38 protein-coding genes are annotated in these 25663 nt (G+C 65.1%); 3 read left to right on the plus strand and 35 right to left on the minus strand.

What is annotated here, in order from left to right; genetic code table 11:
- Position 1 precedes the first annotated feature (1 nt).
- From AQ619_RS13450 to AQ619_RS13605, 32 genes are all read right to left on the minus strand, one after another.
- Positions 2-451 carry a hypothetical protein gene (locus AQ619_RS13450; RefSeq protein ID WP_062148554.1) on the minus strand — a complete coding sequence of 150 codons (450 nt, stop codon included), beginning with the start codon at positions 449-451 and terminating at the stop codon, positions 2-4.
- A gap of 6 nt (positions 452-457) precedes the next feature.
- Positions 458-1405, minus strand: a complete 948-nt coding sequence (locus tag AQ619_RS13455) for a hypothetical protein (RefSeq protein ID WP_062148557.1) — start codon at positions 1403-1405, stop codon at positions 458-460.
- 45 nt (positions 1406-1450) lie between these two features.
- A complete protein-coding gene (locus AQ619_RS13460) occupies positions 1451-1825 on the minus strand; it encodes a capsid cement protein (protein WP_062148560.1) in 375 nt (124 codons plus the stop codon).
- Between the two features lie 24 nt (positions 1826-1849).
- A complete protein-coding gene (locus AQ619_RS13465) occupies positions 1850-2971 on the minus strand; it encodes a hypothetical protein (RefSeq protein ID WP_062148563.1) in 1122 nt (373 codons plus the stop codon).
- Between the two features lie 329 nt (positions 2972-3300).
- Positions 3301-4617, minus strand: coding sequence for a PBECR2 nuclease fold domain-containing protein (locus tag AQ619_RS13470; RefSeq protein WP_062148565.1), 1317 nt, complete (start codon positions 4615-4617; stop codon positions 3301-3303).
- Complete coding sequence (locus tag AQ619_RS13475; RefSeq protein ID WP_062148569.1) at positions 4614-6131, minus strand: phage portal protein family protein; 1518 nt, start codon at positions 6129-6131, stop codon at positions 4614-4616. Before AQ619_RS13475 ends, AQ619_RS13470 begins: the two co-directional genes overlap by 4 nt.
- A 1-nt stretch (position 6132) precedes the next feature.
- Entirely contained in the window at positions 6133-7851 is a 1719-nt protein-coding gene (locus AQ619_RS13480) for a hypothetical protein (protein ID WP_166504247.1), read from the minus strand.
- Positions 7848-8444, minus strand: coding sequence for a phage protein Gp27 family protein (locus AQ619_RS13485; RefSeq protein ID WP_062148574.1), 597 nt, complete (start codon positions 8442-8444; stop codon positions 7848-7850). Before AQ619_RS13485 ends, AQ619_RS13480 begins: the two co-directional genes overlap by 4 nt.
- A 4-nt stretch (positions 8445-8448) precedes the next feature.
- A complete protein-coding gene (locus AQ619_RS13490) occupies positions 8449-8751 on the minus strand; it encodes a VpaChn25_0724 family phage protein (protein WP_062148577.1) in 303 nt (100 codons plus the stop codon).
- A complete protein-coding gene (locus AQ619_RS13495) occupies positions 8748-9149 on the minus strand; it encodes a hypothetical protein (RefSeq protein WP_166504248.1) in 402 nt (133 codons plus the stop codon). The genes AQ619_RS13490 and AQ619_RS13495 overlap by 4 nt, the downstream gene beginning before the upstream one ends.
- 14 nt (positions 9150-9163) lie before the next feature.
- Positions 9164-9394, minus strand: a complete 231-nt coding sequence (locus AQ619_RS18850) for a TraR/DksA C4-type zinc finger protein (protein WP_062148584.1) — start codon at positions 9392-9394, stop codon at positions 9164-9166.
- An 82-nt stretch (positions 9395-9476) separates the two neighbouring features.
- A complete protein-coding gene (locus AQ619_RS19160) occupies positions 9477-9638 on the minus strand; it encodes a hypothetical protein (RefSeq protein WP_166504250.1) in 162 nt (53 codons plus the stop codon).
- Between the two features lie 49 nt (positions 9639-9687).
- The gene (locus AQ619_RS13505) at positions 9688-10224 is read right to left on the minus strand and encodes a hypothetical protein (protein ID WP_062148587.1); all 537 of its coding nucleotides are present in this window, start codon (positions 10222-10224) and stop codon (positions 9688-9690) included.
- Positions 10221-10493 (minus strand): hypothetical protein, encoded by a 273-nt coding sequence (locus AQ619_RS13510; RefSeq protein ID WP_062148590.1) that lies wholly within the window; start codon positions 10491-10493, stop codon positions 10221-10223. The genes AQ619_RS13505 and AQ619_RS13510 overlap by 4 nt, the downstream gene beginning before the upstream one ends.
- Complete coding sequence (locus AQ619_RS13515; protein ID WP_062148593.1) at positions 10483-11028, minus strand: glycoside hydrolase family 108 protein; 546 nt, start codon at positions 11026-11028, stop codon at positions 10483-10485. Before AQ619_RS13515 ends, AQ619_RS13510 begins: the two co-directional genes overlap by 11 nt.
- A gap of 188 nt (positions 11029-11216) precedes the next feature.
- On the minus strand, positions 11217-11597 hold the full coding sequence (locus AQ619_RS13520) for a helix-turn-helix domain-containing protein (protein WP_062148596.1): 381 nt from the start codon (positions 11595-11597) through the stop codon (positions 11217-11219).
- A complete protein-coding gene (locus tag AQ619_RS13525) occupies positions 11594-11812 on the minus strand; it encodes a hypothetical protein (protein WP_062148599.1) in 219 nt (72 codons plus the stop codon). Before AQ619_RS13525 ends, AQ619_RS13520 begins: the two co-directional genes overlap by 4 nt.
- Positions 11805-12338, minus strand: coding sequence for a gp16 family protein (locus AQ619_RS13530; RefSeq protein ID WP_062148602.1), 534 nt, complete (start codon positions 12336-12338; stop codon positions 11805-11807). The genes AQ619_RS13525 and AQ619_RS13530 overlap by 8 nt, the downstream gene beginning before the upstream one ends.
- Positions 12335-12622: a hypothetical protein gene (locus AQ619_RS13535; protein WP_062148605.1), complete on the minus strand. Its 288-nt coding sequence runs from the start codon at positions 12620-12622 to the stop codon at positions 12335-12337. Before AQ619_RS13535 ends, AQ619_RS13530 begins: the two co-directional genes overlap by 4 nt.
- On the minus strand, positions 12619-13050 hold the full coding sequence (locus AQ619_RS13540; RefSeq protein ID WP_062148608.1) for an ASCH domain-containing protein: 432 nt from the start codon (positions 13048-13050) through the stop codon (positions 12619-12621). Before AQ619_RS13540 ends, AQ619_RS13535 begins: the two co-directional genes overlap by 4 nt.
- Positions 13050-13370, minus strand: a complete 321-nt coding sequence (locus AQ619_RS13545) for a hypothetical protein (protein WP_062148611.1) — start codon at positions 13368-13370, stop codon at positions 13050-13052. Before AQ619_RS13545 ends, AQ619_RS13540 begins: the two co-directional genes overlap by 1 nt.
- A complete protein-coding gene (locus AQ619_RS13550; protein ID WP_062148614.1) occupies positions 13367-13795 on the minus strand; it encodes a helix-turn-helix domain-containing protein in 429 nt (142 codons plus the stop codon). Before AQ619_RS13550 ends, AQ619_RS13545 begins: the two co-directional genes overlap by 4 nt.
- Positions 13795-14013, minus strand: coding sequence for a hypothetical protein (locus AQ619_RS13555; RefSeq protein WP_062148617.1), 219 nt, complete (start codon positions 14011-14013; stop codon positions 13795-13797). Before AQ619_RS13555 ends, AQ619_RS13550 begins: the two co-directional genes overlap by 1 nt.
- Positions 14010-14255, minus strand: a complete 246-nt coding sequence (locus AQ619_RS13560) for a hypothetical protein (protein WP_062148620.1) — start codon at positions 14253-14255, stop codon at positions 14010-14012. Before AQ619_RS13560 ends, AQ619_RS13555 begins: the two co-directional genes overlap by 4 nt.
- On the minus strand, positions 14252-14833 hold the full coding sequence (locus tag AQ619_RS13565; RefSeq protein WP_062148623.1) for a hypothetical protein: 582 nt from the start codon (positions 14831-14833) through the stop codon (positions 14252-14254). The genes AQ619_RS13560 and AQ619_RS13565 overlap by 4 nt, the downstream gene beginning before the upstream one ends.
- A gap of 181 nt (positions 14834-15014) precedes the next feature.
- Positions 15015-15242 (minus strand): hypothetical protein, encoded by a 228-nt coding sequence (locus tag AQ619_RS13575; RefSeq protein WP_062148629.1) that lies wholly within the window; start codon positions 15240-15242, stop codon positions 15015-15017.
- Between the two features lie 12 nt (positions 15243-15254).
- Entirely contained in the window at positions 15255-16259 is a 1005-nt protein-coding gene (locus AQ619_RS13580) for an AAA family ATPase (protein ID WP_062148632.1), read from the minus strand.
- Positions 16260-16322: 63 nt separating this feature from the next.
- The gene (locus AQ619_RS13585; protein ID WP_062148635.1) at positions 16323-18293 is read right to left on the minus strand and encodes a transposase domain-containing protein; all 1971 of its coding nucleotides are present in this window, start codon (positions 18291-18293) and stop codon (positions 16323-16325) included.
- Positions 18290-18778: a hypothetical protein gene (locus AQ619_RS13590; RefSeq protein ID WP_062148638.1), complete on the minus strand. Its 489-nt coding sequence runs from the start codon at positions 18776-18778 to the stop codon at positions 18290-18292. The genes AQ619_RS13585 and AQ619_RS13590 overlap by 4 nt, the downstream gene beginning before the upstream one ends.
- Positions 18771-19697, minus strand: coding sequence for a ParB/RepB/Spo0J family partition protein (locus AQ619_RS13595; protein WP_062148642.1), 927 nt, complete (start codon positions 19695-19697; stop codon positions 18771-18773). Before AQ619_RS13595 ends, AQ619_RS13590 begins: the two co-directional genes overlap by 8 nt.
- 2 nt (positions 19698-19699) lie before the next feature.
- Complete coding sequence (locus tag AQ619_RS13600) at positions 19700-20443, minus strand: hypothetical protein (RefSeq protein ID WP_062148645.1); 744 nt, start codon at positions 20441-20443, stop codon at positions 19700-19702.
- Between the two features lie 2 nt (positions 20444-20445).
- Entirely contained in the window at positions 20446-20736 is a 291-nt protein-coding gene (locus AQ619_RS13605) for a helix-turn-helix domain-containing protein (RefSeq protein WP_062148648.1), read from the minus strand.
- A 12-nt stretch (positions 20737-20748) separates the two neighbouring features.
- Here AQ619_RS13605 and AQ619_RS19165 point away from each other — a divergent pair, with 12 nt between their 5' ends.
- Positions 20749-21507, plus strand: coding sequence for a helix-turn-helix domain-containing protein (locus tag AQ619_RS19165; RefSeq protein WP_166504252.1), 759 nt, complete (start codon positions 20749-20751; stop codon positions 21505-21507).
- 613 nt (positions 21508-22120) lie between these two features.
- Here the strand turns inward: AQ619_RS19165 and AQ619_RS13615 are convergent.
- Both AQ619_RS13615 and AQ619_RS13620 read right to left on the minus strand, forming a co-directional pair.
- Positions 22121-22387 (minus strand): hypothetical protein, encoded by a 267-nt coding sequence (locus tag AQ619_RS13615; RefSeq protein WP_062148654.1) that lies wholly within the window; start codon positions 22385-22387, stop codon positions 22121-22123.
- A gap of 219 nt (positions 22388-22606) precedes the next feature.
- Positions 22607-22999, minus strand: a complete 393-nt coding sequence (locus AQ619_RS13620) for a hypothetical protein (protein WP_062148656.1) — start codon at positions 22997-22999, stop codon at positions 22607-22609.
- 197 nt (positions 23000-23196) lie between these two features.
- On the opposite strand from AQ619_RS13620, the gene AQ619_RS13625 reads away from it, so the two are divergent.
- Both AQ619_RS13625 and AQ619_RS13630 read left to right on the plus strand, forming a co-directional pair.
- The gene (locus tag AQ619_RS13625) at positions 23197-23688 is read left to right on the plus strand and encodes a chemotaxis protein CheW (protein ID WP_062148658.1); all 492 of its coding nucleotides are present in this window, start codon (positions 23197-23199) and stop codon (positions 23686-23688) included.
- Positions 23689-23788: 100 nt separating this feature from the next.
- Positions 23789-24889 carry a Zn-dependent alcohol dehydrogenase gene (locus tag AQ619_RS13630; RefSeq protein WP_062148662.1) on the plus strand — a complete coding sequence of 367 codons (1101 nt, stop codon included), beginning with the start codon at positions 23789-23791 and terminating at the stop codon, positions 24887-24889.
- A gap of 156 nt (positions 24890-25045) precedes the next feature.
- On the opposite strand, the gene AQ619_RS13635 is transcribed toward AQ619_RS13630, so the two are convergent.
- A complete protein-coding gene (locus AQ619_RS13635; protein WP_062148666.1) occupies positions 25046-25663 on the minus strand; it encodes a hypothetical protein in 618 nt (205 codons plus the stop codon).

The following is a 25663-nucleotide window of genomic DNA, read 5'->3' on the forward strand; positions in this document are numbered from 1 at the left end:
GTCAGGACGCGGCCTTATCGGCCTTGGACGACTTGGTCTTCTTGGCGAGGCCTGCGCGGATGGCGTCGACCTCGTCTTCGAAGTCCCTGATGCGGTCGGCTTGATCCTGGGGGCCGAAGACAAAGCCCTTGAGGACCTCGGCGAGCGCCAACTTGTCGCTGTCGGTGCCGGCTGCGGCCGCGTCCAGGAAGGCCGCTCTGGCGGCGACCACAGCCTGGTTTGCAGCCGCGATCTGAGCAGTTGCGGCGACGACGGCGGGCGAGATCGAGGTGACCCCGTCAATGACCGGCTCGGCGGTGCCGGCGACCAGGCGCGCCGTGGCGATGTCCAGCGGGATCTGGTTCTCGCCGAGGGCCTCGCCCTCGGCCAGTTCCACGCCCTCGACGACCTGACCTTCCGGGATGATCCGGCCGGGCATCGAAAGGGCGATCTGAGTGATCAGGATGCGCATGGCGGTTTAGGGCGCCACGTCTTGGAAGAAGAACGCCGCGTCAGACGCGGTGATCAGCTCCTTGACGGTCTCACCGACCCGGACGCGAACGCCGCCGCGCAGGCCGATGTTGGCGTCTGGCCGCTGGCCAGCGATCATCTGGCCGTAGGGCACGGTCATGCCGAAGGTCACGCCGCGCTCACGGTCAGCGAGCTTGTCGCGATAGATGAAGGCTGCGTGTTTGCCCCAGGCGCGGGCCAAGGTCGCGGCCTGACCCTTCTTGGCTGTGTTGACGAAGGCCCCGCCGATCAGCAGGTCATCGAGCTCGAACAGCTCCATGAACTCCTGGCGGCTGACCAGACCAACATCACCGGTGGTCTTGTTGATGGCCTTGACCAGAGCCGGGTTGCGGCGGGTCGCAGCCCAGGCCATTGCGCCGAAAACCGCCACATTGGGGCGCATCAGCACGCCTTCAATGTTGGTCGAGATGGCGTTGACCGGGTCGGAGGCGGCATTCGACCATTGGGTCGCACCGGCCAGCTGGACCTTGTTGGCGGCGGCATAGGTGGCCGGATTGAACACCAGGTTGGCGGTGCGCACTTCGCGATCCAGGGCGATCAGATCGGTCAAGTACTCGGTGGCCCGATCTTGGGGAGAAGCCAGGGCGGCGTTGTCTCCGGCAGCGGCCTGGTCGATGTCGTCCTGGGGGATCTCGTCTTCCAGGCCATAGTCCAGGGCCTCGGACGTTGTCGTAGTGCCGGAGAACTCAACCACATTGGGCGCGCCCCGACGGCCGACCTTGGTGTCGGGGATGGTCAGGATCTCGCCCTGCGGCAGCAGGGTGTAGCGGAACTCCTTGGTGCGGACCGGCGCCACGCGCGGCAGCACCTCGTCGGCGATCAGCTTTCGGTTCCGGTAAGCGATGGCGATCGCCGTCAGTTGAGGATCGACGGTAAAGGGGGCGGCATTGGGCATTGAGGCGTGACCTTGTGGGCTGAGAGCGGGGGGCGATCCGGGGCCTTAGCCCTGGAGCGAACCTTGCGAGAGGAAGACATCGGCCACGTCGCCGACGACGTAGGACGCCATGGCAATACCGATGATGCGGTTGTTGACGCCTGCAGCCGGAGCGGCGGCGACGGCGCGGCCCGTAGCGTCCGAAGTGACCGGCGCGCCGCGCGCGATCGTGCCGCCAGCTTCGACCTCGGCCACCCCGTTCAAGCGAACCTCGACCCGTGAGCCTGATGTGACATCGGCGGACATGTCGGACACGCCCAACAGGCTGTCGTTAGCAGCGGCAGCGGTCAGAACCTGACCGTCGACCGCATCGAACTTGACGATGCGGCGCTTGGTGATCGCGGCGGCGGCGATAAAGGTCTTGGTGAGACCAGGTTGCATGGAAGTGGCCTTTTTGGGTTGGGGTCAGGAGGCGCGGGCGCGGGCGGCCGCGTCTGCGTAGGAAAGGGATTGGCCTCGCGAGTTGGCCTCATCGACGAGCTCCCGCGTGCGGTTGGCGATCTCGCTGGCGGTGCGGCCCTCGGCGAACCGGGCACCCTCGGCAGGGGCGGCCTCGGCAAAGCAGATCGCCACGCCAAGGTCCGAAAGCAGCGCGCGCAGCTGGGCGCGGGCTGGGGCCTCGCCCTCGGCGAACGAGATGGTGGCATCGCCGTCCAGGACGCCCAGGATAGACTTGACCTGATCGGCGCGAGCCGGAGGCAGCTTGCCGGCCTTGACCAGGCCGTCGACGAACGCGCCGTCATCGGCCCGGGCGGCAATGCGGGCTGTCTCGGCGAAGGCAAGTTCGCCTGCGGCTGCGGTGTCCCGGAGTGCCAACTCGCGAACGGTCAGCGCCGCCTCGCGGGTATCCAGCTCAGCTATCCGGGCGGCGACGGGATCCGGCTCCGCAAAGGCAGGCGACATGCCCTCGCCATTCTCGGCGCGGATCTCGGCACGGACATCAGCCTCGATGGCGGCGGCCGCACGGTCCTGCCAGGCCGAAAGGGCCTGATCGGCTTCTTCCTTGCCAAACTTGCCCAGGATCCACTCGCGCAGGCTGCGGAAACCCTCCGACACATTGCCCGCGAGCCAGGCCAGGGACAGGTCGGTCTCGGCGAACGACAGCGGCTCAGCTGTGTCGTTTTCCCCAAAGGCCGGGCCGAGCCCTTTGATCGAGGGCGGCTCAGCGCCAAGCCAGCCGACGCTGCGCAGGTGGTACTGGCCCGGCGTCGGATTGGCCGGATCATTGATGTCGTAGAGGTCGGCGCTGCGGAAGCGGTAGCGGCCATCAGTGACGGCCTCGGCGAAGGCGGCGGGCACATCGCTGTGCTCGGCGAACAGCACGCCGTTCTCGACGGCCAGCTTGGTCACCCAACCCCAGGCCGGGGCGGCGTCGGTCTTGGGGTGGCCCAGGACGTAAGGCGCCTGGTGCAGCGCCGGATCATAGCCGGCGGCGATGGCCGCAACGTCGGCCTCGGAGAAGCTGTAGGTCTTGCCATTTTGGGCGCGATGACGGCCGGCCCGGAAGATGGCGATACGGTTTTCCATGATCTCGATCGGGCTCTAGGAACGGGGTGGACAGGTCGTCCGTTGAGCCCCCACTATCGAGTCAGTCGCCGAGGCGTTCGCCCCCGACAGTTGTCGGGGCCAAGCCCGACCCTTCCCTTCCTGCAGATCAGAAGTTCGGCAAGCCGGGCGACGGGCGCTTGGAACGCCACAGAACGCCGTGGAAGGCCCAAAGGCCCCAAGTCCGACCATCCGGCGCGGCGGGCTGGACAGGCCCGTCCTAGCCGCCTATTTTCAGCGCGCGGTCCAATTCCGGCGGATGCGGAGTACAAACAGATCGACACGACCCCCGGAGGCGCCCCTCGCGGGGGTCATTCTTTTCTCCGGTATACCAAAGCGCCCACCCGGAATGCTCCATCGGTCTGGTTGCGCTGGTCGGACGGTTTCTTTCGCTTTCCTGGCGGATAGGCCGTTGTGCCCCACCAAAGCCCTTCCCGACTGTGGAAGCTAGCGACGAAAGCCTCGCGGCGATCTCCGGCGTTGATCCAGGCCACATAGTTCCTGACCAGCATTGATGAGCTATCGCCGCGTGACTGTAGCGAGTGCCAGATCTCATCAGGATCCTTGATGGCCTGCGCCAGGATCTCGGCATAGGCCGCGCGGCCGACTAGGTGGTCCTTGGCTCCGGTGCTGATGCCGTCAGCGGTGTGCCGTTCAAATATGCGTCGCCCGATCACCAGCGGGACCTGGGCGCGATCGACGAACACTTCACCTTCGCCCGTTCCAAGCACCTTCGAAAAGGCCTCGAACACGGTTTGAGCGTCCCCGCCGCCCAGGTCTTCGCGCAGGCGAACACCACTGGGCAGAGCGCGCGGTCTGGGCGCGGCCGGCAGAGAACGCGGAAGGCGCTCGCCCTGGACGGCGGGGCGTTGGCGCTCGGGTACGGGCGGCGGCACGAAATTGGCCATGCGGGCCTGGCCGACATTGTAGTCAAAACCGGGGTCGATACCGACCGGCACCTGACGGACTTCGCCGGTGCGCTTATTGCGATAGGTCGTGGTTTCGCCCACTCCGAGGCGCTCCAGCTCGGCCTGCGAGGTCACCGCTGCCCCGGACCGCTCCGAGGTGATAAAGCACTTACAGCCCCAGCCGTTGGGGCAGTAGTGCGTCGACCAAAAGATATGGCCGATAGGCAGGGTAATGCCGTCCCAGACCACGTGCTCGGGGCGCGGGCGCTCCTGGCGAGTGTGATGATAGGTCAGGAACGGCCGGGTGGCAGCCGACCGGGTGAAGCGCTCCCAACGGCCGGCCGCATGGGCCATGCGCATATTGACGTCGAAGATGGTTCGAAGGCGAGCCGGCGAGCCTAGCTGAACCAGCTGCTGGACGCCGGTCTCGGGATCGGCCTGCAGGGCCTTGCCCCACCAGCCCTTGGCCTGCAGAAGCGGCGTAATCTCGCGGGCGAACTTGGCGCCGCCCTGGCCTTCCTTGATCGCTGTCAGCAGGCCGCCATGCAGGTCGGCCAGGATGTCCGCCGTCATGGCCTTGGCGACCACAAAGGCTCGCAGGTGCTCTTCTCGATCGACGTCCCGCCAATCGAACGAGAACCGGCCGCCGACGACCTTGTCTTCAAGATAGGCCACAGCCTGGGCCGGCGGCCTTCCCTGGAAGCTGACGATGGCGGTCATGCGCTGGCGTCGTCGGCCGCTGCCATCTCTGCCGACAGGGCACCGCCGGCCAAGCCGGCCATGCGTGCCTCAAACAGCGAGCGGCCGATCTGCTCGACCAGCTGGCCGCCGGCCGGATCGGCCAACAGAACGCCCAGCTGATCGGCCGCCGTCTGCAGGTCAGGCTGGGCCTCGACGAAGGCGACCAAGCGGTCGCGGATCGGCGTCATCATCGGTTCCCAGTCCAGGTCATCGACAAAGGCATCGATCGCGTCGCCCGCGCTCGCGCTCTCGGCGAAAGCCGGGCCAGTCAGCGGCCTCTTCGCGGCCGGCTTTGCGGTCAGCTTCCAGCCCGGCCCGACGAAGGCCTGGATGACCTCGTCGCTCTCAGGTTCCAGGCCGGCGTCGCGCAGGGCCGCGACGGCCTTGGCCTTCTTCTCCAGCAGCTCGGCGCTTGCGGCCTCATCTTCAGGTGACGGACGCGAGATCTGCGGCACAGCCGCCCCGGGGAAGTTCCACTGGGTCAGCCAGGTGGCCGGGCCTGCCTGGAAGCTCTCGCACTGCAGCTCGGCATCGGCGTCGGTCAGCTCCTCGCGCACACCCATGTGGACCTGGCTCTGCGAAAGGCTCGCGCCGTCGTCCGTGGTCATGGTCTGGCCAAGTATGATCTTGGCGATCGATGCATTCATCTGGCGCAGGAAGGTGGCTTGGTCGACCGTACCGCGCGTGGCCTCCAACAGGTCGACGACCATGGTGTCTGGAATGGCCGCCGCGCCGTCCAGGCGCAGCTGGCGGGCCACCTGCAGCGCCTGGTCGCGGACGTCCTTGCCAGATCCGGCCGGGTATTTTGCCACTGTGCTGGGCGCGCCGTATTTCTCCAGGGCGCGCAGCCAGAACCCCAGGCCCTGCTTCTTAAAGAACACCGGCCAGTAGAGCTGGTGGGCCAGGCCCAAGCCGTAGGGCTCATCGTCGTTGTCGGCGTTCCAGCTAGTGGTCCAGAACTTGCGCGGCGGCAGCGGCTCGCCGGTGACCTGGTTGGAGCGGGTCAGCAGACGCAGCTCACCTTCATGGGTGAACCGGAACCGCCACGGCGTGCGCACCTTGGGCTTGTCGAGCCAAATCTTAGCCTCGCGCTGCGACCACATGCACTCGGCGACGGAATGGCCGTAAAACGCGCCCCAGATCTTGGTGCCACACGTCCGGTCAAACGGGATCTGCGACAGGTTCAGCCGCAGCCAATCGGCGGCGGCGACCGACTGAGGGTCGTCCGCGCCCGGCTTGACGATCAGCGGGCGACCCATAAGCGCGAGGCGACGTTGCTGGAAACACGCATGCACCTGGTCGTCGCGCCGCAGCTCGCGATAGGCGTCATAGTTGGCGCCCAGACGACGCAGCACGGTGTCCTGGACATCGCGCAGCGCGCCCATGAACGGGATGGTGATGTCGAGGCTGGCGACGCTGATCGCGACCTCGTCAAAGGTCGGCTGCTGCGCGGCGGCGTCTTGCGCGGCGGGCGGTTGGTTGGCGACGTCCATGTCAGAAGCCCGTCAGATTGAGGGGTTGATAAGGGGCAGCGGCTTCTTCGCCGAGGTAGCCAACGGGGGCGCCAGTGTTCTCGGCAGTCTCGCCGCCGACCTCGACGTCCGCGCCTTCGCGCAAAGCGGCCGAGGCGTGGAAAAGAGCAACAGCGGCGTCGCCGTGGCGCTTGCCGGTTTCCTTGACCCCGTCGGCGTCCTTCTCGGTAGTGCGTTGGGCGGGAATGGCCGGCGCGCCCTCAACCACCTTGACCATGCGCAGATCGGTGGCGATGTCGCGGTCGCGAACGATGCGAATCCGCTCGTCCTGGAACCGGCTGAGCAGCGGCGCGCCCTGGTCGCGCCACCAGTCCTTCAGCGCCTTGACGCCCTCGACGCGCACCTTGCCGAAGGTCTGCATCAGGCGCTCGGCCAGGTAGCTGCCATTGCCGTGGGCATCGACCTTGGCCTTCCAGCGGCGGATACGCTGCAGGATGAAGATCCAGACGTATTCCTGCTCGCGGTAGGGGACGTTGCGCATCTCGACCACGAAGGGTGTACGCCAGCTGCGGTCCTTCAGCTCCTGCAGGACCCAGATCACCGACAGGTCGCTGAAGCGAGCAAAGTCGCCGCCGACTCCAACGGACGAGCCGTCGAGCTTTTCCAGCAGTGGTGCCAGGTGCTCGCGACACCAGTCTGCGACCTCGGCCTGGCGAATGTGATCGGGCTTGAAGGCAAAGGCGTTGTCGAAGGATAGGCGAAGGACTGGGACGTCTGGATCCTCGGCCCGCTCGACCAGGTCGTAGGATAGCCATGAACCCGTCGAACGGGACGGGACCGCATCCAGTTCTTCGGCGGCCGCCGCTCCATAGAGCTTGCGGATCTTGGCCACCCACTTGGTCTTGGCCTCCTCCGTCAGCTCCAGGTCTCGGATGGTGGCGATGCGCTCGTAGAGGCCGTCGTCCAGTGCGTCGGCGAAAGTGATGGTCATCACATGACCGTCGCGCTCGCCTGACCGGATCTCCTGGATCAGCTTGTTGAAGGCGTTATCGACGCCGTTATGGGTGGAGATGACCACGACCCGAGCGCCCAGCATGACCAGCGCCAGCGCGGCCTTGAGCAGTTCGGCCAGGTTGTCGACAAACGCGCCTTCGTCGATCCTCACCAAGCCCTGGCGGCCGCGCAGCGAGCGCGGAGCGCTGGTGAGAGCCTGGATCGAATAGCCGGAGGCAAAGTCGATCCGGTAGGCCTTGATCTGGCGGCTGTGGCCCGGCTCGTTCGGGTCCTCGTCAGAGAACATGAACTCGCCGACCTGGGCGTCGATACCCATGAAGGCGCGCGCGAAGCCGGCGCAGGCGTCGATGTACTCGCGGGCCATGTCGAATGACGGGCCTATATAGAAGACATCGCTGCCGCCTTCACCGCGCTTGGTGGCGGCGGTGACCGCATCGTCACCGGCAAAAGCCCAGGTCAGGCCAGTGCGCCGGCCCTTCTCGATGACCAGCAGCTCGTGAATGTGCGAGAGCCGGATCGCTTCCTTCTGATAGCGGTGGAAGACGCCCTTGGCCGTGCGGACATTGACCGCTTCCAGCACTCGGTTGCGCACTGAGCCGGCACCGTCGATCTCGATGGCGATCGCCCGGCCTTCGGACGCAATGCGGCGCAGATCGGCAGCAGCCGCCTGCGCGGCGACCTTCTGCTGGGCCTTGTCAACGCCCTCGCCGGGCGTCACGGGGCTCACGTCTCCTCGCTTGCCGGGGCGACGGCGGACGGTTCAAGCTTGATGCCCAGGATTTCCGACCGCACGGTCGCGGCGGTCTCGGCAGACCATCCGGCGGCGCGGGCGATCTTGTCCACCCGGCTTGCAGCCTTTTGCAGAGCCATGGCCTCGATCTTCAGGGCGCGGTCAGCATCGGTCTTTTGAGCACTGGCGACGGACTGGATCGACCGGGCGAAGAACATCAGGTTCTCAGGGTCGAGGGTCTGATCCTCGGTCATCTGACCGACCATGTCATAGGCCAGCGACTGAAAGGCCTGGATCAGCACCTGCAGGCCCTTACCGTCGCTTATCTGCGGCCCGATCTCCGAGGCCAGCATTTCGGCGAACTGCTGGGAACGCTTCACGCGCTCGGAAACCGCGCTGAAATTCTGGGCGTAGCGATGCACCGCGGAGCGGCTTGGAGCCTTGGCCGTAAGGCCGTTGAACTCCAGCATGGCCCCCAGGCGCTCCATGACCTCGTCCAGAGTCATGGCACCCTTCTGGAAGTCGCCCAGCCATTCGTGCAGGGACTTTCGAGCGCCTTCGGGTAGGCGATTGATCGAGGATCTGGCCATGGTGCTAGGCCAGCGCCGGGCGTTCGACGCCCGGCTCCTGTGTGACGCCACGCTGGCAGAGGTCGCCGCGCTCGGTCAGCACCGCGATCGCGCAGCCGGTTTCGGTGTCGCGCAGCACGATCAGACCCTGTCGCTCCAGCCACGCGAGCTCACCGCGCAGAACCGGCGTGGCGGTCTCCTGGCCCATGTCACGCAGGACGACACGAAGGACGCGCTCATTGATCGTTCGCGATTCCAATCGGCCCAGGTGTTCCAGGATGGTCAGACGCAGGCTCTCGCGCATGCGTTCAGCAAGGGTCGTTTTCATCGGCGTTCGCCTTCCAGGATGTGGTCGCGGATGGTTCGAACCATGTCCGACATCCCTTCGGTCTTGGCAGCGACCACTCCGACCTCGCGCTCCACCAGGCCAAGGCGGTCGATCAGCTTGTCGATCTGCTCGCCGCTCGGGAGATGGCGAATGGTCTCTTCGACCCGCGTCACACGCTCCTTGAGATCCATGATCAGGCTGCTTTTGATGTCATCGACGGTGTGGCGCAGCTCGCCCTCCAGGCGGGCGATCGAGGCACGAGCCAGGCTGTCGACCTTTTCGATTTTGCCCTCGGTCCGCTCGTCCTTCGCAAAGCCAAGATCCAGTGACCGGGCGATGCGGTTGAACATGAACATCACCAGCCCCCCGGCCAGGGCAGACAGCAAGATCTGAAGCAAGTTGAAGTTCACAATCAGCCCCTCGAAAACAAACGCTGGACGCGTTCCCGCGCTTCTTCGCATTCAACACAGCGCAGAGCGCCCGGCCGGACCTCCCGGCGTTCCAACCCGATCGGATCGCCGCACTCGACGCAGGCGACCAGGTCCTCCGGCCCGCGCGCATGGGCCTGACCGCGCACACGCTCTATGGCCCGCTCGCGCGCGAAGCCTTCGATCTCCTGGGCGCGATCGACGATGTCGCTCACCGGTCCCGCTCCTGTGACAAGAGACCGCCCAGCACCAGGCCGAGGAAGAACAACATGCCGATCAGGATCGCATTGCCGCCGCTCACTGGGCACCAGCCTTGGCGCAAGCCGCGCGGGCATCGAGAACGATGTCTTCGGCCGCCTGACCGCGAGCGATCCGCGCATCCAGATAGGCACCGCCCTGGGTGTTGTGGGTAATCACCGCACCCTTGGCCGAAACCAGTGGCGGCAGTGAGCGGCTCAAGTCATCGGGGCAGACCAGGCGGGTGGTCTCGACCCGCTCAATCTCGGGGTCAGGGGCGCTCAGCGTCGGCGCCGGCCCACCGCTCGCGCACGCACTCAGCGTCGCAGCGGATGAGACCATCGCCATCGCGAGGCGCAGCTTGGACAGCAGCGGCCGCACGGGCTTTCCTTTCGGCTTGTGTGGTGGCCGACAGCTGGGCGCGCGCAATGGCCGCTCCCCGGCCTAGCCGTTCGTCGTTAAGGGCCTTGGCCAAATGGCCAGCCTCGGCCTGGGCGACATCGCGCTGCGCAAACAGGGACTTGATCGGCGCACTGCAGGCCATCCGCACGCCGAAGATGTTCTCAGGGCGTGCCGCCAGGGCCGCCTCGCAGGCGCTGGACCGGGCCGCGACCTGATGGCTGGTTGCGATGATCGGCTCGCAGACCTTGACCGGCTCCACACCGGTCTGGGGCGAACGCAGCGCCGCCAGGCAGGCGCGGTGCTGCTTGACCTTGCCGCTCTGGTGGAACAGCAAGTCAGCTGTCACGGCCAGAAGGAGCGCCTGGACCAGGATCGTCAGCAACAGCACCTTCAGGCGAAGACTCATGGCTTGGCCTCCGATGCCGCTCGGCGACCAGGGCTGACGGCCTTGACCAGGCGGGTGATGTCGGTGGCCGTGGCCCCGCACATGTAGAGCAAGGCATCGACCAGCTTCAGCCCCAGAAGACACAGGGCGATGGTCCGCAACGTCCCTTCGTCGGCGATCTTGGTGATCAGATAGGCCAGCAAGGCCGAGAAGATGATGGCGCGGCCATAGACGTAGACCCGTCGATAGGTCCAGGTCACCTCCGGCAGGGCAACGGGCTCAAGCGACACGGCCAAGCTCCTCGGCGCGCTTGAGCCAGCCCTTCTCAAACCGCTTCTGGCTGGGATCATTGGCGATGATCGAGCGGTAATGGCCGGCAGCCGCCGCCCGGACCTTGGCCAGGACCGCGCCTTCCTGCTGGCGCAGGTCAAGCATGCGGCGGGTCTGTGGCCCAAGCTGACCGTCGACCTTCAGGACCGGTGAGCCAAACGAGTTCAGGGCGCGCTGCAGGATCTTTACGGCAGAGCCCGCGCCGGCATTGACGCCGAAGTCGAACAGGGCCGCGTCGAACGGCCTTGGAAGACTCCAGAAACCGGTCTCGATAAAGAAGACGCGCAGATAGATCGCTTCGGCATTGCGGGGATTGAGTAGCGCGATGTCCAGGGCGTCGAGGCGACCGTCGCGATTGATGTCAAAGTCGGCATAGCCGTCCTTGTCCAGATCCAGCAGCCCCTCGATGGCCATGAAGCGCAGCGAAATGCCGTACTTGGTCGCGCCGCCCCGGTCGAACTTGTCGTTTACATAGCCGCCCTCGATCCTGATCAAGCGGGCGAACAGCTGCGCCCAACGCGCGTCGTGGTCAGCGGTCCACCCTTCCGGTCGGGAAACCGTCGCTGGATCTGACGCGTTCATGGCTCAATAGACACCCTGGTAAGCACGGCCTTGCGCCGCGAGCTTTGCTGGGTGAATGTCGCTGTATCAGCCGGGCCGTTCGCCCCCGACAATTGTCGGGGCTAGTCGTCGAAGCCCGGCAGTTTCGGCTCTTTCGACATCGGTTTAGACGGACTGCGCAGGCGCTCGACTGTGCGCTGGTGGACGCCAACCGTCAGTGCCGCCTTGGCCGTAGAGAAGCCCTTGGCCACCAGCTGGGCGGCGGCCTCGCGGCGGGCACGCTCGCCGCGAACCGTGGCCATGGGAATGCAGTATTTTTCGGTTCCCAAGAGCTCGGTGATCTTGGCCGCTGCCGTATCGCCGACGATGCGGGCCAATGCGCCGCCTGGCCTGCCTGAGAACTTCATCTCGGTGCCACCGCGCTCACGGGCGAGTTGAAGCGCCGCCTCGGTGCCTGCGACGTCCTCGATCTCTCCCAGGATGCCCGGCAGGCGGCTGGTCAATACCAAACCCTCCGATGTGCCTGGACCTGAGCCAGCGCCTGTTCGGCCTCGATGACCTTCGCGGTGGCAGCGACCAGATCGCTACGGCACTCGCCCAGCCTGCATCGCGGTGCCCCGATCACCCGACGCGCGGCGGCGTCGCGGTCCAGCCTGGCCGCAGCCAGGGCTTGAGCAGCGTCCGCTTCATCAGCGCGGGTGAACAGGTCGTCAGCCACGGCCGCGCTCCTTGAGCAGAAGCGCCAGGCGGTCCTTGATCTCGTCCAGTGAGCCCTTCTGACTCCAGCCGGCTCGCTCGGCCATTGCCTTTAGCCCCTTGATCAGCGGCTCGGCGTGCGACTGGTCGGCCCATTGAAGGGCATCCACGCCCAGCTGGCGTTTCGCAAAGGCTTCCAGGGCCTGTTCAGAGCCGTTCTCGACGACGCCCAGCTGGTGCAGCGAGATCCACAGCGCGCGGGCCTTGCGAGCCACCGGATGGTCCGCCGGCTTGCGCTTGAAAGTGGGCGCCATACCCACCTTGCCGCCGCTCACCACCTTCGGCTTGAAGCCCTGGGCGCGGAAATGTCCGACCAAATCTTCCAGCTCGCGAACGCTGCATTCGGCGGCGCTGCGACGGCCGGTGATGCGCTCCAGGATGTCGCGATAGGTGTCGTCGTCCAGTCGCAGATCCTTCTTGGCCAGATGCACTTTGGCCAGAAGGGCACGTCGCCCGTTGTCGCTGTTGAAGGCGCGGGCGGCGGTCATTTCGAAGCGCCCTTGAGGCTAAATTTGAAGACGAGACGCAGCCCGCTGTCGACGATCTTCCAATCGCCGCCGGCTGCCTTGAAGCGAATGAAGCCCTCGATCTTGTTCCCGCGCTCATCCAGAAACTGAGCGGTCATCGTGCCGCTGTGCAGGCCTCTAGAGACCTTGATCTGGGCGGGCGCGCTCCAGCTTTCGAGCATCCCGAACGCGTTTGCAAAAATCGGGTCCCAGGGCTTCATCGTGGTGACCCGGCGCGATACGGGCTTTTTGCGGCGGGCGGTCACGCTGCAATCTCGCGCGCAGCGGGGACGAAGGTCTCTTCCCAGTCGATCAAGACGCCCGTGAAAAGCAGGTGATCAGGATGGGTCTGAAGCCACCACCGGCTCATGTATTCCCAGGGCCAGAGCGTGGCCCGCAGGTGTTCCGGCGGAAGGAAGCCGTCGCGGATCGCGAAGGCGTTCAAGTCTTCCAGTTCGTCGATCATCATGGCGTCTTCGATCGTCACGGTAGCTGCCCGGAAATCCAGGCGGACCTCCCGAGCGGCGACACAGACGGCAGCGCCGATCCGAACCGGCTTCATGCGCGGCCCGGTGAAGAACTGCAGCGCCTCACCTGCACGGGCATGCCGTTTGCGCGGCAGGCGAATCGTCTGGCGCTTTGTCCCTGCGTCGATCGCCGGGATGAAACTGGGCTTGAAGCTGTAGGCGACCATCAACCTTGGTCCTTCTGCTGGCCGGCCACGGGCCACTTGGCCTTCCGGCGACGGCGGCGAACGATCATGGTCGGCGCCAGGATGGTGACGACGACCTGCCCCTGGATGACGACGTGGTGGTCCTTGAGGCGCGCCGACTGAGCGCCAAGCGCCATCGCCAGGACCACGCCATCGGTCAGGATCTGGCGGCGGATTTGCTCGACGGGCACTTCCATGACCCGCTCCAAGTAGCGCAGCACCGCGTGGTCTGTGACGCGGGCGCGCTTGCGGACCTTGCGGACGTTCACCGTGGCCCCATCAAAGTCGATCACGGTGTTCATCGGGCGGCTCCTTCAAGAGCCAGTTCCTGGGTCTTGAGCACGGCCAGGCGCGCTTCAGTGACGCGGATACGGGCGCGGATCACGCCAAGCGAAGCTCTGGGCTGAAGAGCGCTCGCCGGGCGATCAGCCGGCAGTTCAGTGAGGCCCAGCTGGTCAAGGATGCGAGCAAGCTGATGCAGGATGTCCAGGTCGCCGGCTTCCAGATACTCCGAGGCGCGGCCGGCGGAGTGCAGGACGGTTGTGTGGTCGCGACCGCCCCAATAGCGACCAATGGCAGGCCAGCTGGCCGGTGATACCCGGCTGGAGACAAGGATGCCTAGCTGGCGCAGGCGCGCTACGTCGCGGGTCTTGTCCTGCGAGGTCAAAGCCTCAACTGACATATCGCCGACAACGGCTGTCGCCCGTATGACGTCGCGCACCAGCATCACGCACACCCCTTGGGCGACGAAGCCAGCAGATCCTGCTGAGCTTGCGGCAAAGCCAACGCCGTTTCGACTTCACGCTCTGCCTGTTCCAGGAGGGCGCGCAAATCGCGCGAAGCCTCCAGGGTCAAAGTCGTGGCCGGCATCGATGTGGTGAGAATGACCAAGGCTCTGGTGCCGGTGGGCGTCCGCGCAAGGCAGGGATTAACGCCGACGCTCATGCCGCACTCTCCGCGACGAGGGGGCGGTTTGCCGCCGTTCGCATGGCTTCCACTGCCGCTTCGACGACGGCCCATTCAGCTGCGGTCAAGATCGTTTGCGAACGGTGCTTGAGCCAGCGGCCTGCCACGTCGGCGATGGTTTCGGCCTCGAAATCCGAGAGCACATGGGCATACCAGCCCAGCAGAACCCCTGAGCTGATCAGCAGGAAGGCCTGATCGTTGGTGATCTGCGCGGCGCTCAAGGCAGCACCACATCGGGCTTGATGCGGAACTCAAGGTTCCGCTTGTCGTACGCGGTTCCACCCAGAACGCGCTCGCCAGTTTTGACGTCATGAGCGTCCAGGAAGCGATGCTGAAGGTCGAAGACATGGTTGGTGCTGACGACCTTGCGGCCTACGGCCGGGCGATCGGGCCAGATCAGGCTGTATGACCTGTTCCGGTTCAGGCGGCGCAGGACCATGCCTTGCTTCAGGCCCTCCAGGATCTCGACCTGGCGCGGGGTCAATGGACGCGCGCTTGTCAGCACCACGGCCGCCAATTGGGCGTCCATGGGACTGATGAACTGGTCGCTGCCAGGAACAGCATGGGCCTGCTCGGGGTGGACGCGGAACCAGGCCTGAACCCGTGCCTGGGCTTCGTTGATAGCTGCACGGATGGGTCCGGCCAGCGCCTCGGCCTTGGCCTTGGCTTCGGCGATAGCCTGCTCTGTGCGGGTCTCGATGCTCTCCAGCTCCCGGGTACTGGCACCGAGGAAGCCGATCAATTCGACCACCTCTTGCCTGGTCTTCGCGGGCGGAACCCCAAGGGCGATCCCAGTCATTGAGTGTCTCCAAAATCGCGGCCGGCGAACACGCGCTGGGCAGGGTGTTGGCGGGAAAGGAAGGCCTCGCGCGCGGCGGCCTGCTGGCGGCGGCGAACGCGGGCCAGGTCGTTCTGCAGGACGTGAGGGGCCGCGCCCCGCATCAACCGGAGGAACTTCAGCCAGCGTCCAAGCGCCCGGATCATGACCGGCCGCCGTCGATGACGGTGAAGGGTGCGCTGACCGGGTTGGGGCTTTCATCAAGCAGCGGCCCCAGCTCGGCGAAAGCCTCCTCGATGCGACGCATGAAACGTTCAGCGTCCAGCTGGGTCAGGGTCTCGCTGTCAGCGCGGATCTTCAGTTGCTTGAGCGACGAGCGACCCAGACGAAGCTTGGTAAGATCGATCCTTGTGGTGGGTTGGAAGAGCATGGTCGGGTCTCCCTAAGCTGCGAGGTTGAGGCCGGAGAGCTGGGCGAATGCGCCCTGCAGGTGCTCGACGTTCAGGGGCCTGTCGGAGTTCAGTGAGACCAGCAGAGCGCCCTCGAACGTCATCTCGACATTGCGAAGACCGCCCGGCCGCGCGGCGATGGCCTGCAGGAAGTCCAGCTCGCGCTTGGTCAGCACCTCACCGTTGGCGTCGGCCCAGGCCTGGGCATAGGCCGAGACGTCGCGAGGGTCGGGCTTGAGGATGACGCGGCGCTGGGCGACCCGGCTGGACACCTGGGCGAAGGCGCGGCGGGTACCGTTGCCGCTGATCTTGGAGCTGAGTTCGTCATTGCCGATCAGGGCGATGCCGATGGGCATGCCCCGGCGGCGGGTCGTGTCATTGATCGCGCGCAGCTGCTCGATCGCCTTGTCCGACAGTAGCTGGGCTTCATCGACGATGATCAGGCCCTTGGCTTCGGCGGCCTTGTCCACCACCCGCTTGGCGAGCACCTGGGGCGTGCCCCGGTTTTCGCCCTCGCCCATAGCCGACAGGATCTCCAGCAGCATGGTCGGCACGCCGCTGGTCGAAGGGTCCATGGTGGCCAGCCAGGCGCGGCTCTGCGCAGTCGCGCAGTACTGCCTGGCCGTAGCGGTCTTCGATACGCCGGGCGCGCCGGTGATCATCACCAGGCGGCCCATCTCGCGGGCCATGTCGAAGAGCGCCAGGATCTTGTCGGACGTGTACAGCGGCTGAAACGACGGGGCGGCCGGCAGGCGCAGTCCTTGCGCAGCGATGCGCTGGCGGCCCGAGAGCCACTTGAACAGGGCAGCGGCCGGGACGTTGTTGTCGCCGCCGTAGGAGCCCTTCAGATAGGAACTCAGGGTCGACTGCGGCACTTCGGCCTGACGGCCGATCTCAGCCTGGCTGAGGCCTTCCTGGAGCTTGATCTGTTCGATCTGCCGCCGGATTTCAGCGTGTTCGAAGCTGTCGAACTCTGTCTTGGCAGGGTTGAGGTTCATGCTAGTTTCCTTGTGTTGCTGAAGTCCAAGGCCTGTCGGGGTTGCCGCCCCGGCAGGCCGCTTTCATGAGCGGCGGAACAGGGCGATCGCCCGGTCATGCTGCTCGGTGAAATCCGTGTTGACGGGTGCCGCCGCTGGCTGGCGGACTTTCGGGAAGAGGCCGGGGACGACGTTGCCGGGCAGATCCGAACGGATTTCCTCGGCGCTCTCTTGCGGGCGCATGAGATCGACCAGCTCGTCCGACAGCATCTGCCGTTCCATGGACGCCACCTGGGCGACGGCCTTCGCCAGCTTGCGCTGTTGCTTCTTGCGCTCGCGGCCTTCCTCGGCGTTGGCGAACCCGACCTTGTCCCAGCACTCGGCGAAGCCCAGATAGACGCCGGCCAGACTGTAGACATGCAGGCCGGCGTGCAGGTCTTCAGCGTCGAAGCGCGCGGCGATCTTTTCGCCGACATGCTCGATGAGGAAGTCGCCCCAGTAGCGGTTGCCGGCCAGGACCAAGCCCTCGCCCTTCTGGCGAACCTTCAGGCCTTCAACGCAGAGCATGGCCTGGCGCAGCTGCTCGGGCGTGGCCCTCGGCACCAGCGCATTGGCGTAACTTTCGGCATAAGCCTGATCGAACGACAGCTTCTTTCGGCAGGCCTTGGTCGCTCGACCCAGCCGGGCGTTGTGGCGCTGGATGCCGTCGGCGACGATCCGCGTGAACTCTTCGATATCCACCGCGCGCGTGCCTGCATCGGCAGGCTTGTGCAGCGGGTTGTTGCCGACATAGGCCCCTTGAAAGGCCGGATGCGTGCCGATGTGCTCTTCAAGGTCGCGGAACGACCGCTCAATTGGCTTGGACTGGCCGCTGTAGGGCGTGGTGAAGTGAACCTCGACGCCCAGCTGAACCAGCAGGCCGACCTGGTCCTCTTCGCGGATAGTGAACCGGAACCGATGCTCCGACCCGCCCGTCAGCCATTTTGAAGCGAAGGCCCGGCCGTTATCGAAGAAACACAGGCGCGGAATGCCGTGGTTCTTGAAGACCTCGGCGAACACCTTGCGCACGGCGTTGGCATTCTCCGACCGGCACAGATGCCAGCCCAGGATCCGGCGGCTGTAGAGATCCTGGATCATGATCATCATCGGCCGGTCAGGTTTGGACCGGTCCTTCCAGTCGACGATGACGTCCCACTTGTGACCGTCCACATTGACCGCTTCCATGGCGTGAAAGGTGGTCTCGTCGCGCTCGATCCAGGGCAGCTCGCGCCGCAGAGCATCGTCGCCCTCGCGCAGCAGGATCCTCACCGACCGGTTGATGCGGGTCTTCACCCATCGGGCAATCGTCTTCTCGGACGGCAGCACCCAGCCTAGCGGTTCGCCGATCTCGAACGTTTTGGTGTAGGCCGCGGCCACGGTCGGACCCGCGAAGCGCAGGTAGTAATCCTTGAAGAACTGCCACGCCGCTGGGGTGCATTCGGCACCCGCCGAGCGGCCCTGATAGGCCGGAGCCAGATAGGCCAGGCGATCGTTTGCATCGACCAGGCGGATCAGGCGGAACCATCCGTAGATCGTGCTCTCGGACACTTCGGGCTCGCGCTTGGCGGCCCGGGCCTCCCGGCGAAGGCCAGCGACGACCTCCTGGACCGCCTGCACCTTGCCCAGGCCGCGCGCCAGCATCTCGACCCGCTGGATCAGTTCCAGGCGGCGCTTGGCGACGGCCTGAATTGAGGGGGACAACGACCCATATCGCTTCCAGACGCTCTCGCGCGACTGGGCCGGCGCGGCTTTACCGGTCTGGGCAGGCATGGCCATTGAGAGCTTCAGGCGCGCCGCGTCGGGCAGCAGCGACAGGTGATACTCGACCCCGCCGCCCCGCCCTTTACGAGGACGGCTGCAGGCCATGCCTTCGCCGTCTATCGTCGACGACCAGTTCTCGCGCTCGGCGATCATCTGAACACCGCGCTTCGTGGTCGGGAGACCCGGCAGGGCCAGTTCGGCCAGTTCGGATACCGTGAACCACTCTTGCGGCGTGATCGGCACGTGCGGGCTCATCGGCGGATACTCCGGCTGACCTGCAGGGGCGCGGTGGCCTTCATGGCCTTCACCTCGTCCTGCAGGGCGCGAATACGGGTTTCGGCCAGGCTGATCTGGGCATGCAGGGCCTCGTCGCCCTGCAGCAGGGTCAGGCCTTCGCCTTCCAGAGCCACGTTCCAGAGCCACAGACAGCCGGTGGCCCGCGCCAGGGCTTTGAAGCGCACCAGGGCAATCGTGTGGGTCTCGCGCGCCTGGCTCGTGTAGGCGTCGATCATGTGTTTTGAGACCTCGACGCCGAGGATCAGCGACATGCGCTTGGCGACCTCGAAACGGTCGATGCCGTTGGCTCGCGCCTCGTCCAGAGCCCGCGCCATGGCGGCGGCGATCGTGGCGTTGAAATCCACCGCCGAAACCATGTCGCGAGGGGTTTCGACCGGGAACAGGGCGGCGTGATCGAACAGATCTGGCGTGTTTTCGTCGCGATGACGGGCGCGCTTAGTCATCGGCGCCGCCCTTGGTCAGGACCCACCCCTTCGGCATTGATTGGCCACTCAGCCAGTGCAGGAACGCGTCGCGATGGGTCTGCGGCGCGCCCTTCCAAACCTTCTGAAACAGCTTCAAAGCGAGATCGACCGGCGTTTCAGGGGGCTTTGTCGGGGACTTTCCCATTGCCAAGATCTGAGCGTCGGCGAATTTAGTCGCCCGGCCGTCCGTCAGAGCCTCGACGATGCGCAGCTGCTCCGCAGGATCGCCCACGCCCGCGATCTGGCGCAGCAGGCCTTCGTTCTTGCCCAGCGGCGAGCCCGAGACCTTGGCGTGGACGGCGGGAGTTAGTCCGCGCGCGACGGCCATCGCGTTTTCAACTGTGCGCTGGGAAAGTCCAAGGTCAGCTGCCGTTTCCTCGGCAAAACCCATGGTCGCCGGAGTGTCTCCGAGAAATTCCGCAAACTTTGCGCCTTTTCCCGGCCGACCGCGCTTTGGCACCATTACGGTGCCTTCTGATCGTTCAACCCGACCCGGGTGCAGCTGCGCCCAAGCCGACAGGCGGGCATTGATGAAGAGCGCCCGCTCATATGGCGTGAGATCCCGGCGAACCAGGTTCTCGTCGATCTCCATCATCAGGGCCTGAGCATCGCTCAGCTCCTGGATCATGGCGTCGATATGCGTCCAGCCGTTCAGCAGGGCAGCATCGTACCGGTGCCCGCCGACAACCAGCTCGAACCAGACGTCATCGCCGTCCATGCGAACCGGCCGCACCATCACCGGCGTGATCTGGCCGTTCTCGGCCATCGACACCGCCAGATTGGCGACCGCTGCGGGATCGCGAGGCCGCAGCCGGTCCCGCACAACGATATGGTCCAGCGGCAGACGCCTGCGTGCAGGCGGCAGGGTCAACGCGGTTTTCTTTTCCCCCGACGCCATGCTCAATGCGTCCGCAGCGAAGGATTGGTGGCTTTAAGCCGGTCCAGGCGTTGCCAGAACCGGTGGAGAGAAGATCGCGACGGCGCGCGATCAGCGCCAAGCTTCTCCACAATCAAGGCGATTGCCTGATCCAGGCTCATTTGCCTTAGGGACGTCAGGGCGATGTGGCGAACATCCAGATCATGCCACCAGGCAGGCCGACGACCAGTGTTCCAAAGCTCGCTGGCGTGGGTGAGCGCCAGAACTGTCGGGACGGGGTCGTCAGCGACGCTTTGCATCTGACGACCGGTGCTCTCAAGAGCGTTCAGCCGGGCTTCCAGGCGCTGCAAAATCTCGACCGTGCGGTCGGGCACAGCAGCGGCACTCACCAGTTCACCCCTGCGCCAAGCTAGGAACACCTCGATCACCTGTTTGCGGACCGCCGCCGCCTTCTCGGTGCGAGCGAACATGCAGACCAGGAGGGCCTGGGCCTCGTTGAGGTAGTATTCAACGACCGGACGGCCGCCGCGCGATGAGGGTTTTGCGTCAGCTTGAGGCAGACCATCGCTGGCGCTGAGGTTTGTGGGGTTTCGCCGCAAACTGCGGTGAAACACATCGCCGTGGCTGACCATCTCGTCACGGTGGCGAGCGACCAGCTCGCGGACCCGTGTCGGGCGTTCGAAACCAAGCGCGTCACTCAGCTTACGGTCGGAGACGCAAGGCTCATTCGCCATAAGCGTTAAATCAGAGACAGTTATCGCGGCCATGTCTAAGCGGCCGCGACGTTTTGACGATGCATCAACGCCGACGCTTTGCTAGCGTGCATATGACGTTTGTTGATGCGTGAACCGTCCGGGTTCCAGCGATCCGGCCAAACCTCCCACGGCTTCATGCGGAGAGCCTTAGCGATGATGATCTCGCCCTTTCTGGAGGGACTGATGAACGCCATGCGGATTACGCTGGGCGCGACCCCATGGGCCTTTCCAAGCGAAATCGAGTTGTGTCCGCGGCGGCGAAGCTCCGCCTTGATGTCCTCTTGGTCGCGAAAGTGATGTATCATTAGAAATTACCCATGACCCGCTATAATAAGCACGATCCTGTAGGTTATAACGACATTAGTCAACCGGAAACCGGCACTCTGGCTGGGCGCTTGCGCATGGCCCTAAACGGCCGGGCCGTATCTTGGCTCGCCAAAGAGACTGGCATTCCAGATCCTACAATTCGGAACTACCTACGCGGTACACAGCCCAAGTTTGTTCAGTCTGTGATGCTTGCCTCTAAGCTTGGCGTTAGGCATGACTGGCTGATAGCCAATATCGGCCCTATGCTCGGGCCAGAAGAACTACCCCGCGAACCCCTGCGCGGCGAAACTATGTTTCAGCCCGAGTCATTTGGGTGCGAATTTGTTCCGTTTTACGATCTAGAAACAGCACACCATGCGACACATGGGAAAAGCTGGGCGCACCAAAAGACTTTTCCGATCATTTCAACATGGCTTGAGAGAATTGGCGGCAACATCGAAAATATCTGGGCTACAAGCCCGCAAGATAATGATCTATCTTCAGTGGCGTTAAGCGGCGATATATTGCTCTGCCGCTTTGCATTCATGCCAATTTTAGGACGCGCCTATGTCTTCTCTATAGGCGGGGTAAATCAGATCAGGCGATTTGCCTTAGCCGCGAAGGGCGATACCATCCAGGAGGCTTTGGTTAACGACCAGCCGGACTGCTTGCAGATCCCCGTCAGTGATGGCCCTACCGTGATTGGCGAGGTTTTGGCTGTCATCTCCGCCTCGCCCGTCTCCCTAAAACCGCGATACGAGATGCTCTAGATCGGTGCGCGCGCGAGCTGACCGCAAGAAGAGGTCGTTCCCACTTAGAAAATGGGCGGAGCCACCGGCAACCGCCCGTTTTTCGTTATGGCGCTTGGGTTTGCGGCTAAGTGGGAAGTGAAATCGAACTGGGAAGAGGGTCTTCCCAGTTCGCTTCCCAGTTCGCAGTCCGCTTAACGGCCATTCACGGCGGCTTCGCCGCCCCTTCAACGCCAAAATTTCAGAACGTTCCAGGGTCTTGAAACCCTTGTGGCGCGGGTATTTCACGGCCTCAACTCGAACGCCTCTGACAGCCGCTTGGAAGGCCCTTGGAACGTATATCGACGAGTGCGAAACTGACTGTCTAAAACGGCCCGAAATCGCCGTTTCGGCCGTTTTCCCGAGACAACGCCCCGAGGCCGTTTTTCGGGACCGGCCCCTCACAAATCCCTTACGGAGCAAGGGCTTGTCCCATGCCATTTTTCTGGATCAAGGGTGGTCCCGGCACTGCGAGACCAAGTGTCCCCTAACAACCGGCACGGCTTGCGCCATCCCCGGTCATTGCGTGCAAATGCAAATACGAGCCATCCCGCCGGCCGGATGCGCCGAAATGCCGCGGCGTGTCCGTGGCCGGTCAGCCAACGGCATTGGCCATCTTGCGCAGGCGTCGGGCGAGGTCTTCCGGCCGGTCGGCGACCTGGTCGAACAGGGCCTGGACCTCGGCCTCATGAAAGCCGGCGGCCCGCAGGGTGCGCCAGGCCCCCGCCATCACCGCCTGGGCGATCTCGAGACGATCCTCACCCGACAGGGCCTCACCCGACAGGGCCGCGCCCTGCCCCCCTCCGAACGCGGACGCCAGGGCCGAGCCGGGGGCAACGGACAGGATTGAGGCGGTCGACATCGGCAAACTCCCTGAAGTGGCCGCGCCCATTGTTCTCTTTTTGTTCTAGATGGCAAGCCCCTTTGCGCAAACGAAAAGGCCCCGAAGCGGGGGGCTTCGGGGCCTTGCGGGATCACGGCGAGGTCCGGGCGATACAGTCACCCTGCCCCGGCCGCGATCACGGGCTCTCCAGGCGATTTTACGCTTAAAGACAATGGCTTGCAGGCCGGACAGGTCCGTCTAGCGGCAGACGGTCCGCTCATAGACCACGCCGCTGCGGCGGTCATATTCGCGACTGGTCCAGCAGTCGCTGCGATAGCCGTCATCATAATCGCCGTAATAGCGCGGCGGCGGCGGCGGCGGGGGCGCATAGCCATAGCCGTGACCATAGCTGCGCCGGCCATAGCGGACCTGGTCATCCTGGCTGCTGGCAATGGCCGCGCCGATGGCGAGACCGATCACCCCGGCCACCAGGGCCGCCTCGGTCTTTTTGCTGCTCTTGTGGCCATGATGGCGGTCATAGCGGTCATAGCGGCGGGAATCGGCCGAGGCCGTAGTCGCGGCGGCGACCATGGACAGGGCGGCGAGGCCGGCGGCCACCTGTCCCAAAACGGTGCTGAACTTGCGAGCCATCGGCCCCTCCCTTTGATCGTGAACGGCCTGGCGGCGGTTAACGGATTGCGTGAGGCCACTCTCGCGGCCCGAGGCTGAACCGAAGCTGAACGCTTTTCGTCCGGGCCGATGGCACCGGTTTATTCATTATTTCCCGGCAAGCTGACGTCGTTCGTCGAATTGCGGTTCGACGCGCGGTTCGACCAGCGGAGGCCTCCATGACCAGCAACGTGGCGTACAAGACGGGCGAAGCCCTTCAGGTCCTGTCGTTCGAAGTCGGGACCCAGACCTACTGCGTGCCGGTCAATTCGGTACGCGAGATCCGCGGCGTCACCCCGCCGACCCAGCTGCCCGACGCCCCGCCCTATGTGCGCGGCGTGATCAACCTGCGCGGCCAGGTCATGCCGGTCATCGACCTCTCGGCCCGGCTGGGCAAGGGCGTGGCCCTGGACGGCCCGCGCCAGGTCATCATCGTCATCGAGAGCGGACCCGATGTCGCCGGCCTGCTGGTCGACGCGGTCTGCGACAGCTTCATCGTCAATGGCGACCAGATCAATCCGCCGCCGCAGATGGGCGAGGAGAACTCGCCCCTGGTCTCGGCCGTGATCACCTCCGACACCGGCATGACCGTGCTGCTGTCGGTCAGCCACATCATTCCCGAGCGCGCCAACGCCGCAGCGGCCGCTGCGGCCGCCGCCCTCGCGGCCTGATCCCCCGCCGTCGACAACTATTCGAACAATTGTTCGCCTAGACCCTTCCGCTCGCCCCTGAGGGGACGATAGACTCCCCGCCATTGCAGGGAGAGAGCGAATGAAGGCGGCTGTGTTGCGCGAGGTGGGCAAACCCCTCCAGATCGAGACCGTGTCCATCAGCAAGCCGGGTCCGCGCGAGGTGCTGATCCGCACCAAGGCCGCCGGGGTCTGCCATTCCGACCTGCACTTCGTCGAGGGCTCCTACCCCCACGCCATGCCCGCCGTGCTCGGCCATGAGAGCGCCGGCATCGTCGAGGCTGTCGGCTCCGAGGTCCGCACCGTCAAGGTCGGCGACCATGTCATCACCTGCCTCAACCCCTATTGCGGCCACTGCGAGGTCTGCCTGACCGGCCACCTCAACCTGTGCATTAGCTCCGAGACCCGCCGCTCCAAGACCGACGAGCCGCGCCTGTTCCGCGAGGACCTGTCCGGGGCCGGTGACACGCGGATGGCCCAGTTCCTGAACCTGTCGTCCTTTGCCGAGATGATGCTGGTCCACGAGCACGCCTGCGTCGCCATCCGCAAGGACATGCCGTTCGACCGCGCCGCCCTGATCGGCTGCTCGGTGCTGACCGGGGTCGGCGCGGTGACCCACACCTCCAATGTCCGCCCGGGCGAGACCGTGGCCGTGATCGGCTGCGGCGGGGTGGGCCTGGCGGCGGTCAATGGCGCAGCCATAGCCGGGGCCGGCCGGATCATCGCCATCGACCGCGTGCCGGCCAAGCTGGAACTGGCCAAACAGTTCGGGGCCACCGACCTGATCAATGCCGATGACGGCGACCCGGTCAAACAGGTGCAGGAACTGACCGGCGGCGGCGTGCACCACAGCTTCGAGGCCATCGGCCTGAAGGCCACCGCCGAACAGGCCTTCCGCATGCTGCGCCGGGGCGGCACCGCCAATGTCATCGGCATGATCCCGGTCGGCGTGAAGATCGAGCTGAACGGCTCCGACTTCCTCGGCGAAAAGCGTATCCAGGGCAGCTTCATGGGCTCCAACCGCTTCCCGGTCGACATGCCCCGCCTGGTCGACTTCTACATGTCGGGCAAGCTCAACCTCGACGCCCTGATCTCGCGCCGGATCAAGCTGGAAGAGGTCAATTCGGCCTTCGACGAACTCAAGCGCGGCGAGCTGGCGCGGTCGGTGATCGTGTTTGACTGAGGGGGCGACACCCTCAACCCTCTCTCAAAGAGAGAGGGAGGGGACCGTCCCGGCGAAGGCCGGGATGGGAGGGTGAGAGGTTACAGCCTGGCCGGACGAGGCACCCGGCGTGGGCTCAAGGCGACGGCGGAGATGTGAGCACGGCCGGCATTGTCCCTAGGGATTGATCGTCGTGCGGGTTGCCTGGCCCGCCTCGACCTGGATCTCGCCGAGATCGAGCTCGCCACCATCCAGAAATGACAGCTTCAGCCGGTGCTTTCCCGCCGTGAACATCAAGGCGCACTGGCCACCGTTCTTCTCGGCCTGGCAGCTCGGGAAGCCCGAGGCTGGCGAAAGCCTGGCGTTAACAGCGCCGCTGTTCAGGATGATGACCTGGCCCAACGCATTGACCCGGTCGGCATCCAGCGCCATGGCCCGGCCACCCATGCAGAACGTGGCATGCCAAAAGGGATCATCCGGGCCTGTTCCCGGGGCCCAACCACCATCCATCGGCTGGATACTGTTTACCCTTGCGAGGCCGTCGTAAAATCCATTGGCGATCGAGGCAGGATCGTCAATGTTGATCATGGCCTCCACCATCATTGCAGCATGTTGTGGACTGGAGCGCCCCAGGGCGGCGATCTGGGGCGCGCAATAGCGCACGATATCGAGGCCCCGCGCCGCGCGCTCCTGCGCCGTCAGGGGGCGAGCCGTCTGGGCTGTCGAGGGTGTCGCAACAGCGACCAGAGCCAGGGCGCTCAGGGCGGCCAGGACAATTCGCACGGTCCGGATCAT

This window comes from Caulobacter henricii (genome assembly GCF_001414055.1).
GTDB lineage: Bacteria > Pseudomonadota > Alphaproteobacteria > Caulobacterales > Caulobacteraceae > Caulobacter > Caulobacter henricii.

Bases quoted from the DNA above. Each gene is read 5' to 3' on its own strand.
- AQ619_RS13450 (WP_062148554.1), bottom strand. From the start codon at position 451: ATGCGCATCCTGATCACTCAGATCGCCCTTTCGATGCCCGGCCGGATC.
- AQ619_RS13455 (WP_062148557.1), bottom strand. From the start codon at position 1,405: ATGCCCAATGCCGCCCCCTTTACCGTCGATCCTCAACTGACGGCGATC.
- AQ619_RS13460 (WP_062148560.1), bottom strand. From the start codon at position 1,825: ATGCAACCTGGTCTCACCAAGACCTTTATCGCCGCCGCCGCGATCACC.
- AQ619_RS13465 (WP_062148563.1), bottom strand. From the start codon at position 2,971: ATGGAAAACCGTATCGCCATCTTCCGGGCCGGCCGTCATCGCGCCCAA.
- AQ619_RS13470 (WP_062148565.1), bottom strand. From the start codon at position 4,617: ATGACCGCCATCGTCAGCTTCCAGGGAAGGCCGCCGGCCCAGGCTGTG.
- AQ619_RS13475 (WP_062148569.1), bottom strand. From the start codon at position 6,131: ATGGACGTCGCCAACCAACCGCCCGCCGCGCAAGACGCCGCCGCGCAG.
- AQ619_RS13485 (WP_062148574.1), bottom strand. From the start codon at position 8,444: ATGGCCAGATCCTCGATCAATCGCCTACCCGAAGGCGCTCGAAAGTCC.
- AQ619_RS13490 (WP_062148577.1), bottom strand. From the start codon at position 8,751: ATGAAAACGACCCTTGCTGAACGCATGCGCGAGAGCCTGCGTCTGACC.
- AQ619_RS13505 (WP_062148587.1), bottom strand. From the start codon at position 10,224: ATGAGTCTTCGCCTGAAGGTGCTGTTGCTGACGATCCTGGTCCAGGCG.
- AQ619_RS13530 (WP_062148602.1), bottom strand. From the start codon at position 12,338: ATGACCGCCGCCCGCGCCTTCAACAGCGACAACGGGCGACGTGCCCTT.
- AQ619_RS13540 (WP_062148608.1), bottom strand. From the start codon at position 13,050: ATGGTCGCCTACAGCTTCAAGCCCAGTTTCATCCCGGCGATCGACGCA.
- AQ619_RS13545 (WP_062148611.1), bottom strand. From the start codon at position 13,370: ATGAACACCGTGATCGACTTTGATGGGGCCACGGTGAACGTCCGCAAG.
- AQ619_RS13550 (WP_062148614.1), bottom strand. From the start codon at position 13,795: ATGCTGGTGCGCGACGTCATACGGGCGACAGCCGTTGTCGGCGATATG.
- AQ619_RS13555 (WP_062148617.1), bottom strand. From the start codon at position 14,013: ATGAGCGTCGGCGTTAATCCCTGCCTTGCGCGGACGCCCACCGGCACC.
- AQ619_RS13565 (WP_062148623.1), bottom strand. From the start codon at position 14,833: ATGACTGGGATCGCCCTTGGGGTTCCGCCCGCGAAGACCAGGCAAGAG.
- AQ619_RS13575 (WP_062148629.1), bottom strand. From the start codon at position 15,242: ATGCTCTTCCAACCCACCACAAGGATCGATCTTACCAAGCTTCGTCTG.
- AQ619_RS13580 (WP_062148632.1), bottom strand. From the start codon at position 16,259: ATGAACCTCAACCCTGCCAAGACAGAGTTCGACAGCTTCGAACACGCT.
- AQ619_RS13585 (WP_062148635.1), bottom strand. From the start codon at position 18,293: ATGAGCCCGCACGTGCCGATCACGCCGCAAGAGTGGTTCACGGTATCC.
- AQ619_RS13590 (WP_062148638.1), bottom strand. From the start codon at position 18,778: ATGACTAAGCGCGCCCGTCATCGCGACGAAAACACGCCAGATCTGTTC.
- AQ619_RS13595 (WP_062148642.1), bottom strand. From the start codon at position 19,697: ATGGCGTCGGGGGAAAAGAAAACCGCGTTGACCCTGCCGCCTGCACGC.
- AQ619_RS13600 (WP_062148645.1), bottom strand. From the start codon at position 20,443: ATGGCCGCGATAACTGTCTCTGATTTAACGCTTATGGCGAATGAGCCT.
- AQ619_RS13605 (WP_062148648.1), bottom strand. From the start codon at position 20,736: ATGATACATCACTTTCGCGACCAAGAGGACATCAAGGCGGAGCTTCGC.
- AQ619_RS19165 (WP_166504252.1), top strand. From the start codon at position 20,749: ATGACCCGCTATAATAAGCACGATCCTGTAGGTTATAACGACATTAGT.
- AQ619_RS13615 (WP_062148654.1), bottom strand. From the start codon at position 22,387: ATGTCGACCGCCTCAATCCTGTCCGTTGCCCCCGGCTCGGCCCTGGCG.
- AQ619_RS13620 (WP_062148656.1), bottom strand. From the start codon at position 22,999: ATGGCTCGCAAGTTCAGCACCGTTTTGGGACAGGTGGCCGCCGGCCTC.
- AQ619_RS13625 (WP_062148658.1), top strand. From the start codon at position 23,197: ATGACCAGCAACGTGGCGTACAAGACGGGCGAAGCCCTTCAGGTCCTG.
- AQ619_RS13630 (WP_062148662.1), top strand. From the start codon at position 23,789: ATGAAGGCGGCTGTGTTGCGCGAGGTGGGCAAACCCCTCCAGATCGAG.
- AQ619_RS13635 (WP_062148666.1), bottom strand. From the start codon at position 25,663: ATGATCCGGACCGTGCGAATTGTCCTGGCCGCCCTGAGCGCCCTGGCT.